Source organism: Segatella sinensis (assembly GCF_040095255.1).
In the GTDB taxonomy this organism is placed as follows: domain Bacteria; phylum Bacteroidota; class Bacteroidia; order Bacteroidales; family Bacteroidaceae; genus Prevotella; species Prevotella sinensis.
The window spans coordinates 1-9510 of record NZ_JBBNGE010000078.1 but is presented as its reverse complement, the minus strand read 5'-3'; the positions used below and the strand labels follow the sequence as shown (position 1 = coordinate 9510).

The following is a 9510-nucleotide window of genomic DNA, read 5'->3' as shown; positions in this document are numbered from 1 at the left end:
TTTCAGGGCGACTTTACTTTTTGCCAACATTACCCAGGGCGATGCCCTGGGCTAGGAGCTTTTGGGCTTTCAGCCCGACTTCGGCTACCATAATCTAAACTTATGACACACCCTCTTAATTTTTTGTTAAACTCTCGGAAAAACTTGGCTGTTTCGTGTATTTGATGTATATTTGCAAATCATAAGATAAGTATTTCTTGCAAATAGAATATATAACTTAAGAGAAGATAGAAAATGAAACGGATTAAGATTTTAGTTTTTAGTATGTTGGCTGCCATGATGCTTGCATCTTGCGGTACTACGCAGAAGGTGCCTCTTACGGGTCGCACCCATCGCATCTCTGTTTCAGATGCACAGGTGTTGAGCTTGTCTAATCAGGAATATACCAAGTACATGGCTTCGGCGAAGAAATCTACCAATGCAGCAAAGACTGCGCAGGTGGTAAGAGTAGGAAAGCGACTGGCTGCTGCCGTGGAAACTTATCTCAAGGAGAACGGATACGCCAATGATCTGCAGAACTATTCCTGGGAATTCAACCTCGTTCAGGACAACAGTGTGAATGCCTTCTGCATGCCTGGCGGAAAGATTGTGGTATATGAAGGCTTGCTCCCGGTGGCTTCCAGCGATAATTCGCTCGCCATCGTACTGGGACATGAGATTGCACACGCCGTGGCTAAGCATAGTGCAGAGCAGCTTTCCAAGGCTCAGAACCAGCAGGTAGGTACCAGCATTCTGAGCGGTGTGCTGAATCAGGCAGTAGGTAATGGAGTGGGAGATCTGGCGGGTGCCGTAGCCGGACAGTACTTCTCCTTCCGCAATCTGAAGTATTCGCGTGAAAACGAAACAGAAGCCGACTATATGGGCTTGATCTTTGCTGCGATGGCAGGCTACGATCCTCAGCAGGCTATACCTTTCTGGGAACGTATGGCTGAGGCTTCGGGCAATCAGGGCAAGAGTGATATCTTCAGCGATCACCCTTCCGATGCCAAGCGTATTGCTGCCTTGAAGGCGGCGATGCCTACTGCGCTGAAGTACTACAAGCCTCAGGGAAAGACTTCCGTATCTACTACTAAGAAAACAGGCGTCAAGACCATCAAGGCTAGCTCGCTGATGAAGAAATCAACTAAAAAATAACGATATGATGGAATATATCTCTCAAAACCTCTGGCTATTTTGGACAGTCATCATGTTCATCTGCCTCATCCTGGAGTTGTCTTCCGGCGACTTCTACGTGACTTGTTTTGCCATCGGTGCGCTCATCAGCATACCAGTGGCTGTGATGGATGCTCCGTTCTGGGTTCAGGTAGTGGTCTGGGCGGTATGTTCCGTACTCAGTATCCTGTTGATCCGTCCGCATCTGGTAAAGGCTATCCATAGGGGAGCCGATCATCGGGAGAGTAATTCCGATGCCCTTGCCGGACAGATAGGCGAGGTGAGTGAAACCATCGTTGCCGGTGGGTATGGAAGAGTGAAGCTCGATGGTGATGACTGGAAGGCAGAAGCTCCGGGTGCTGCTGGTGATATCGCCAAGGGCACCCGTGTAAGAGTGATGGGTCACCAGTCTATCATTCTCCAGGTAGAAAAGTACTAACTTTTAATTATAAACATCATGGAAATAGGACTTTATGTATTGATTGCTCTAGTGCTGCTTGCACTGGTAGTGGTAAAGAAAACCATCGTGATCATTCCTCAGAGTGAGACCAGAATCATCGAGCGGTTGGGTCGCTATTATGCTACCCTGAAGCCAGGTATCAACATTATCATTCCTTTCATCGACCAGACCAAGACCATCGTGGCGATGCGTAGAGGAAGCTATACTTATACCAGCAGCATCGACCTTCGTGAACAGGTTTATGATTTCGACCGTCAGAATGTGATTACCAAGGATAATATTCAGATGCAGATCAATGCACTGCTTTATTTCCAGATTGTAGATCCTTTCAAGAGTGTTTATGAAATCAACAATCTGCCTAATGCGATAGAGAAGTTGACTCAGACTACCCTGCGTAACATCATCGGTGAGATGGAGCTCGATCAGACACTTACCTCCCGTGACACCATCAACACCAAGCTCCGTGCGGTGCTCGACGATGCCACCAACAAGTGGGGAATCAAGGTAAACCGTGTAGAGTTGCAGGATATCACTCCTCCTGAGAGTGTGCTCCAGGCGATGGAGAAGCAGATGCAGGCAGAGCGTAACAAGCGAGCTACCATCCTTACTTCAGAAGGAGAGAAGGAGAAGCAGCGTCTGCTCTCCGAAGGTGAAAAGGCGGCGATTGTCAACAAGGCTGAGGCTGCCAAGCAGCAGGCTATCCTGAGAGCTGAAGGTGAGGCTACCGCCCGCATCCGCAAGGCTGAGGCTGAGGCCATCGCCATCCAGAAGATTACCGAAGCCGTAGGACAGAGTACCAATCCTGCCAACTATCTGCTGGCACAGAAATACATTACCATGATGCAGGAAGTGGCTCAGGGTAAGGATAATAAGGTGGTTTATCTGCCATACGAGGCTACCAACCTCCTGGGATCCATCGGTGGCATCAAGGATTTGTTTAACAGTAAGTAAACTAAAAAATATGAGTAAGAAAATTTGTATTGTTGCTGGAGCGAGACCTAACTTCATTAAGGTGGCTCCTGTGATGAGAGCGATAGAGAATGCCCGGAATGCGGGCGGGGAGATGGAGTGCAAGCTGGTCTATACCGGTCGCGAAGATGATGAGACCCTTGAAGATTCTCTTTTCTCTGACTTGGGTATCCGCAAGCCGGATGTTTATCTGGGCGTGGAATGTGAGAATATGAATGAGCTGACCGGTATGGTGATGGCACAGTTTGAGCGCTATCTCCAGCAGAATCCTACGGATGTGGTGATTGTGGTGGATGATCTGGTTTCTACTATGGCTGTGTCTATCGTCACCAAGAAGCAGGGCGTTCAGTTGGCTCACATCGCAGCAGGTACCCGTAGCTTCGATATCACGATGCCAAAGGAAATCAACCGTCTGGTGATCGACGGACTCTCTGATATCCTCTTCACCGCAGGTATCTCCAATAACAGTATCGCCAACAAGGAGGGTGCCGAACTCTCTAAGGTCTATATGGTGGGTAATGTACTCATTGATAACATCCGGTTCCTGCAGCAGCGTATGAAGCGTCCTCAGGTGATGGACGAGCAGCATCTGGAGGATGGCAAGTATATGGTGCTTACCTTGAACCGCAAGGCCATCGTCAACAATATCGATGAGATGAAGACCTTGATTTCAACGATCGACAGTGTGGCTCGCCAGGCAGGCATCAAGGTTCTGGCTCCTTTGCGTGGCAAGGCATTGGGATTCGTGCTTGCCTTCAAGGCATACCAGGATGTGGCTGATCATCAGTCAGGTATCATGGTCGTGCAGCCTCAGGGTTATCTCGATTTCTCTTATCTCTCAGCCCACGCTATGGGTGTAATCACCGATTCGGGTAATGTGGCAGAAGAGGCTACCTTCAATGGAGTGCCATGCATCACCCTGAATAGCTATACCGAGCATCAGGAAACCGTAACCGTAGGAACCAACGAGCTTGTTGCTGAAGATCCTGAGAAGCTTCAGCAGGCTATGGAGAAAATTGTGAAGGGTGAATGGAAGAAGGGTGGTATTCCTGATAGATGGGATGGACGGTCGGCAGAACGCATCGTTCAGATTATCTGTGGGGAATAAGTAAATCCACACGCCCTGTAAGGGCAGAAGCTCCTAGCCCAGGGCAACACCCTGGGTTAACATGCAAGCAACAATGTCGCCCTGTAAGGGCAAAAGCTTTGTGTATGAGAAGCTTTTGCCCTTACAGGGCGATTTTGCTATATACCTTGTAAACCCAGGGTGTTGCCCTGGGCTAGGAGCTTCTGGGCTTTCAGCCCGTGTGGGGCTTTCGTTTATTTCACCGGATAATCATACTGTTTGTAATAGGTAGGAGTCTTTGGGGTGTTATACCAATTGCCCTCAACGCTTACTCCGATGGAGAAGTTCTTGTTGGTGTATCTTACTCCGGCACCTAACACATTGGCACCGGCAGCTCCCATACCATATCCTCCAGGCATCACGCCCATTCCCCAGATGCCGGGATACATACCATATCTGCCATATCCGTAAGGACCATATCCGGCATAACGGTTGTAGATGGAATTGTAGTTATTGGCAACGCTTACCTGTCCATATACGTATGCTTCCCAGTGCTCATCAAACTGATAGCCCAGAATGCCATACACACCACCATCACGGAAATTATCGCCTCCGTAATTGATGTTGTTGAGATAGGTACCCAAAGCCATCCACAGCTTGTTGTCCTTGGTGAGCGGCGTGAGATACGTGGCATTGATGGTCTGGGTAAAACCGCCCCAGTGTGGCGCATGCTTGCCGAAAGTGGCGAAGACGGAAAGATCTACCGAGAGGTTCAGTCCCTTATGGAGTCCCCAGCCATATCGGTTCCAGCCATATTTGCCCCAGTCATTTCCCCAATAGTCATAGCAGTTTCCCAATCCTCCCGTATTGACCAGGTTAGAAATTGGATTGTTGTAATAATCACTATCCTGAGGATTCTTTAGATAACTGCCCATCTTGTAGAGTTCGTCACTGTTGGAATCGATATGCCGGATAGGGGTATAGGTGTTTTTTACGGGTTTGCCGCCATATACCACGGTCTTTCCGTCCTGATATACCGTATCGCCTGGCAACAGCCAGTCTTCCCTCGGACTATCCTGACTGTGCAGAGGTCCGAAGCTCACGTGCTGTGCCTGGGCTTTCATTCCTATCAGTGCGAAGCCCAGGAGAAGAAGATATAATCTTTTTGTTGTCATCATATCAAATCGTTTATGTAGCCTCATTTTCGAAGCTTTTTATGTTATTCACCAATTTTTGAGCATCATTTTGCCCGTTTCTGTCATTTTGCACGCAAAGATATAAAGAAAGTTTGAGAAAAGCATAACTTTTTAGAATAAAATCATTATCTTTGCAATCAATAACATAAAAAACAGATTTAAGTATTAAGAAAATGAAAAAGATAATAACGATATCTGCCCTTTTGCTGACTGCTTTTGCTCCTCAGGCAATGGCGCAGGAACAGACTCAACCTACTCAGCAGACTGCCCGTCCGGCATTCGACAATGAGTTGCTCCCTTGGGAGACACCTCGTGATACCACCTGCCACGAGGTACTGCTGGAAACCACGATGGGCAATATCCGTGTGGCTCTTTATAACGATACGCCGCATCACCGCGACAACTTCCTCAAGCTCGTGAACAGCGGATATTACGACGGCTGTATCTTTCAGCGTGTCATCAAGAACTTCATGATCCAGGGTGGTGATTACTCTTGTCGCAAGGTTACTCCCGGAAAGGTGGAGAAGTTTGATGTCAACTATACGGTACCAGCCGAAATCATCTATCCTAAATATTACCACAAGCGCGGTCAGCTCTGTGCAGCCCGTGAGGGGGATGATGAGAATCCTACCAAGGCATCAGCCTCTACCGATTTCTATATCACCTGGGGCAGAAACTTCTCACCCCGACAGATGGAATACTATGTAGAGAAGGAGAAGAGAGAGGGTGCAAAATCCTACGCACTGCCATCCGAGCAGTTGCAGCAGGGTTACATCAAGCATGGTGGAGTGCCTCATCTGGACAATGGATATACCGTGTTCGGCGAGGTGCTGGAAGGTATGGATGTGGTAGATAAGATCCAGAATGTGGCTACCAACAAGGACAACAATGACCGCCCGCTGGAAGACATCGTCATCACCAGGGCCACCCAGGTGAAATAGACCAGCAAGGGGAAAATACCTGAAATGAAAACAATAACATTATAATACGGGAAAAATGAAATCTTTAAAGGAGTTATACCGAATTGGCAAGGGACCATCGAGCAGTCATACGATGGGACCTCAGCGTGCAGCTAAGCTCTTCCTGGAGCGTTGTGCTAATGCTTCGTCCTACGAAGTAACATTGTATGGTGCCCTGGCTGCTACCGGCAAGGGTCACATGACCGATGTGGCTATCGAGGAAGTGCTCAAGAAGCATATTGTTCATATTATCTGGGAGCCTCAGGTCTTCCTGCCTTTCCATCCTAACGGAATGAAGTTTGTGGGCAAGGACCTGAATGGCGACGTGATTGATGAGTGGATTGTTTATAGTATCGGTGGCGGTGCCATCTCGGATGGTTCTGATGGACAGTCGGAGTTGGGCGCTGAAGATGTCTATGACCTGAAGACGATGGCGGAAATCCAGAAATGGTGCTACGACAACGGCCGCTCTTTCTGGGAATACGTGGAGAAATGCGAGGATCCGGATATCTGGGATTATCTCCGTAAGGTCTGGGATACCATGAAGCAGTCTATCCACAATGGTCTCAGTCATGAGGGGGTCTTGCCTGGACCGCTGAAACTCCAGCGCAAGGCTGCTGTCTATCACATCAAGGCAAAGGGCTATCGTGCTTCCTTGCAGAGCCGCGGACTGGTTTATTCCTATGCACTGGCGGTGAGTGAGGAGAATGCATCGGGCGGTACCATCGTTACGGCTCCTACCTGTGGTGCCTGTGGTGTACTTCCTTCCGTACTCTATCACATGCATACCGCTCATGAAATGAGCGAGGAGCGCATCCTCCGTGCTTTGGCTACTGCCGGACTGGTGGGTAACATCGTCAAGCACAATGCTTCTATCAGTGGTGCTGATGTGGGTTGCCAGGGTGAGGTAGGTGTAGCCTGTGCGATGGCTTCTGCTGCGGCATGCCAGCTCTTCGGTGGTAGTCCTGCCCAGGTAGAGTATGCTGCCGAAATGGGATTGGAGCATCATCTGGGTATGACCTGCGACCCGGTTTGCGGATTGGTACAGATTCCTTGCATCGAGCGCAATGCCTTTGCGGCTGCCCGTGCCCTGGATGCTGATCTCTACGCTTCCTTCTCGGATGGTCATCACAGCGTATCATTCGATAGAGTAGTAGAGGTAATGCGACAGACCGGTCACGATCTCCCTTCGCTCTATAAGGAAACCAGCGAGGGCGGTTTGGCAAAAGGCTTTAAAGGAGAATAATGATTAATTAGATGATTTATAACAGATTAAAACGATTTAGTTTAAGTACTTTAGTAATAGCAGTCTGTCTTCTCCTGTCTTCCTGCGGCTCGGATTCTTCCGATGCGAAGAAGCAGTTGAAGACGAAGGCTGATTTGCAGGGCGCCGTTATCGGCGTACAATTAGGTACCACCAGCGACGGCCTTGCCACAGAGTTGGAAAAGAAAGGAGATGGCACCAAGGTAGAACGATTCAACAAGGGAGCTGATGCCATTCAGGCGCTCCTCCAGGGTAAGATTGACTGTATGGTGACCGATGAGGCACCAGCCAAGGCATTCCAGCGGGTGAATCCTTCTCTCCGCATTCTTCCGGAAACCTTCGATGCCTCCTCTTTCGCCATCTGTGTGGCAAAGGATCATGCCGAATTGCAGCAGTCTATCAATCATGCCATCCGTATCCTGAAGGCGAATGGCGTCATCGATTCCATTGTCAACCGCCATCTGGAACGGGGCATTGCCGTGGCTTATACGCCTAAGGCTTCGGATGTGAAGAAGAATGTTCCTGAAGCACTGCAGAAGCTCGGGCTGAAGAAGAGTCTCCGCTTTGCCACCAACGCCACCTTCGAACCATTCGAGTACTACCAGGATGGTAAGATTGTGGGTATCGATGTAGATGTGGCGAATGCCATCGGCGATGTGCTGGGCGTGGATGTCGAGATTCTCGATATGGAGTTTGATGCCATCATCACTTCCGTACAGGCAGGTAAGGCTGATGCCGGTATCGCCGGTATTACCGTCACCCCAGAGCGGGAGAAGAACATCGGATTCACCGATTCCTACGCCGATGTGCGACAGGTCATCATGGTAAATTCAGAAAATGCAGAAGTAGCTGGTACACAGCATGGATTTCTGGATAAGTTCAAGTCTTGCTTCATCGATGACAACCGCTATGAGTATCTCCTCCAGGGATTGGGCAATACGCTCATCATCACCTTCTTCGCCATCATCCTTTCCGTGATTCTCGGTACGCTGATAGCTATCATACGTGCCCGTCACGAACGCCGTGGCGGTTGGCGCATTCCGAATATGCTCTGCCAGTTGTATCTCACCATCATGCGTGGTACACCTACCATGGTGCAGTTGCTCATCATCTATTATGTGGTCTTCGCCTCAGCCGATGTCAACAAGATTCTGGTTGCCGTCATAGCCTTCGGTTTGAACTCTGCGGCATATATTGCCGAGGTCATCCGTTCGGGTATCATGTCGGTAGATGAGGGACAGATGGAAGCGGGTAGAAGTCTCGGTCTTTCTTATGGCAAGACCATGCGACTCATCATCCTGCCACAAGCCTTCAAGAATGTGCTGCCGGCGATGGGTAATGAGCTTATCACCCTGCTCAAGGAGACTTCCATCAGCGGTTACATCGGTCTCGTGGATCTTACCAAGGGTTCCGATATCATCCGCAGCATCACCTACGAGGCAATGATGCCGTTGGGTGTAGTAGCCTGCCTGTATCTCATCATCGTCCTCGGACTGAATGCCGGAGTGAGAAAGTTGGAAAAGCGTTTGAGAAAGAGCGAAAGATAATAGATGAGAAAGAGCGAAAGATAATAGAATGGATAAAATGAACGAGATAATCAAGATAGAAGGACTTCGCAAGCGCTTCGGCGACAACGAAGTTCTGAAAGGCATCACCACTTCCGTCAAGCAGGGCGAAGTGGTTGCCATTATCGGCCCGTCGGGCTGTGGCAAGAGTACCTTCTTGCGTTCCATCAATCTCTTGGAGGAACCTACGGAGGGAAAGATTCTGATCGATGGCATAGACCTCACCTCCAGGGATGTAGATATCAACAAGATGCGTCAGCGGGTGGGTATGGTGTTCCAGCAGTTTAATCTCTTCCCGAACATGACCATCCGCCACAACATCATGCTGGCACCGGTAGAGTTGGGGAAGATGACCCGTGAAGAGGCGGATGAGAAGGCTACAGAGCTTCTCTCCCGCATAGGATTGCTGGACAAGGCAGACAGTTACCCGGATAGTCTTTCGGGCGGACAGAAGCAGCGTGTAGCCATCGTCCGTGCCCTGGCAATGAATCCGGAGGTTCTTCTTTTCGATGAACCTACTTCTGCGCTCGACCCGGAGATGGTAGGAGAAGTATTGCAGCTGATGAAGGATGTGGCTGCTGAAGGCATGACGATGGTGGTAGTAACCCACGAAATGGGCTTTGCCCGTGAAGTTGCCAATCGTGTGCTCTTCTTCAGTGATGGCTATATCACGGAGGATGGCACCCCTGAAGAAGTCTTCAATCATCCGAAGTCTCCAAGACTCCAGGAGTTCCTGGGTAAAGTCCTGTAGGAGTTATCCTCCTAGTTTCGCAAGTAAGCCCCACACGCCCTGAAAGGGCAGAAGCTCCTAGCCCAGGGCATCGCCCTGGGTAATGTTGGCAAAAAGTAAAGTCGCCCTGAAAGGGCAAAAGCTTTCAA

Annotated in this window: 9 protein-coding genes; 8 read left to right on the top strand and 1 reads right to left on the bottom strand. The window is 49.4% G+C overall.

Annotation, left to right across the window (positions count from 1 at the left end):
• The first annotated feature begins 234 nt into the window (after nucleotides 1-234).
• From AAAT87_RS14290 to AAAT87_RS14275, 4 genes are read left to right on the top strand one after another with little or no spacing between them, the layout of a single operon-like run.
• Nucleotides 235-1134: a M48 family metallopeptidase gene (locus AAAT87_RS14290; protein ID WP_296973511.1), complete on the top strand. Its 900-nt coding sequence runs from the start codon at nucleotides 235-237 to the stop codon at nucleotides 1132-1134.
• Between the two features lie 4 nt (nucleotides 1135-1138).
• The gene (locus AAAT87_RS14285) at nucleotides 1139-1591 is read left to right on the top strand and encodes an NfeD family protein (protein ID WP_295024081.1); all 453 of its coding nucleotides are present in this window, start codon (nucleotides 1139-1141) and stop codon (nucleotides 1589-1591) included.
• Nucleotides 1592-1609: 18 nt separating this feature from the next.
• Entirely contained in the window at nucleotides 1610-2563 is a 954-nt protein-coding gene (locus AAAT87_RS14280) for an SPFH domain-containing protein (RefSeq protein ID WP_295024080.1), read from the top strand.
• Nucleotides 2564-2573: 10 nt separating this feature from the next.
• A complete protein-coding gene (locus AAAT87_RS14275) occupies nucleotides 2574-3689 on the top strand; it encodes a UDP-N-acetyl glucosamine 2-epimerase (protein ID WP_349226786.1) in 1116 nt (371 codons plus the stop codon).
• Between the two features lie 212 nt (nucleotides 3690-3901).
• On the opposite strand, the gene AAAT87_RS14270 is transcribed toward AAAT87_RS14275, so the two are convergent.
• The gene (locus AAAT87_RS14270) at nucleotides 3902-4825 is read right to left on the bottom strand and encodes a hypothetical protein (RefSeq protein WP_349226785.1); all 924 of its coding nucleotides are present in this window, start codon (nucleotides 4823-4825) and stop codon (nucleotides 3902-3904) included.
• Between the two features lie 191 nt (nucleotides 4826-5016).
• Between AAAT87_RS14270 and AAAT87_RS14265 the strand changes: the two genes are divergently transcribed.
• Genes AAAT87_RS14265 through AAAT87_RS14250 form a run of 4 tightly spaced genes read left to right on the top strand, consistent with a single transcriptional unit; the run spans nucleotide 5017 to nucleotide 9382 of the window.
• Complete coding sequence (locus tag AAAT87_RS14265; RefSeq protein ID WP_296973507.1) at nucleotides 5017-5784, top strand: peptidylprolyl isomerase; 768 nt, start codon at nucleotides 5017-5019, stop codon at nucleotides 5782-5784.
• Nucleotides 5785-5839: 55 nt separating this feature from the next.
• On the top strand, nucleotides 5840-7048 hold the full coding sequence (locus AAAT87_RS14260; protein ID WP_349226784.1) for an L-serine ammonia-lyase: 1209 nt from the start codon (nucleotides 5840-5842) through the stop codon (nucleotides 7046-7048).
• 11 nt (nucleotides 7049-7059) lie between these two features.
• Nucleotides 7060-8613, top strand: a complete 1554-nt coding sequence (locus AAAT87_RS14255; RefSeq protein ID WP_349226783.1) for an ABC transporter substrate-binding protein/permease — start codon at nucleotides 7060-7062, stop codon at nucleotides 8611-8613.
• Between the two features lie 37 nt (nucleotides 8614-8650).
• The gene (locus AAAT87_RS14250; RefSeq protein ID WP_428848548.1) at nucleotides 8651-9382 is read left to right on the top strand and encodes an amino acid ABC transporter ATP-binding protein; all 732 of its coding nucleotides are present in this window, start codon (nucleotides 8651-8653) and stop codon (nucleotides 9380-9382) included.
• The last annotated feature ends 128 nt before the right edge of the window (nucleotides 9383-9510 follow it).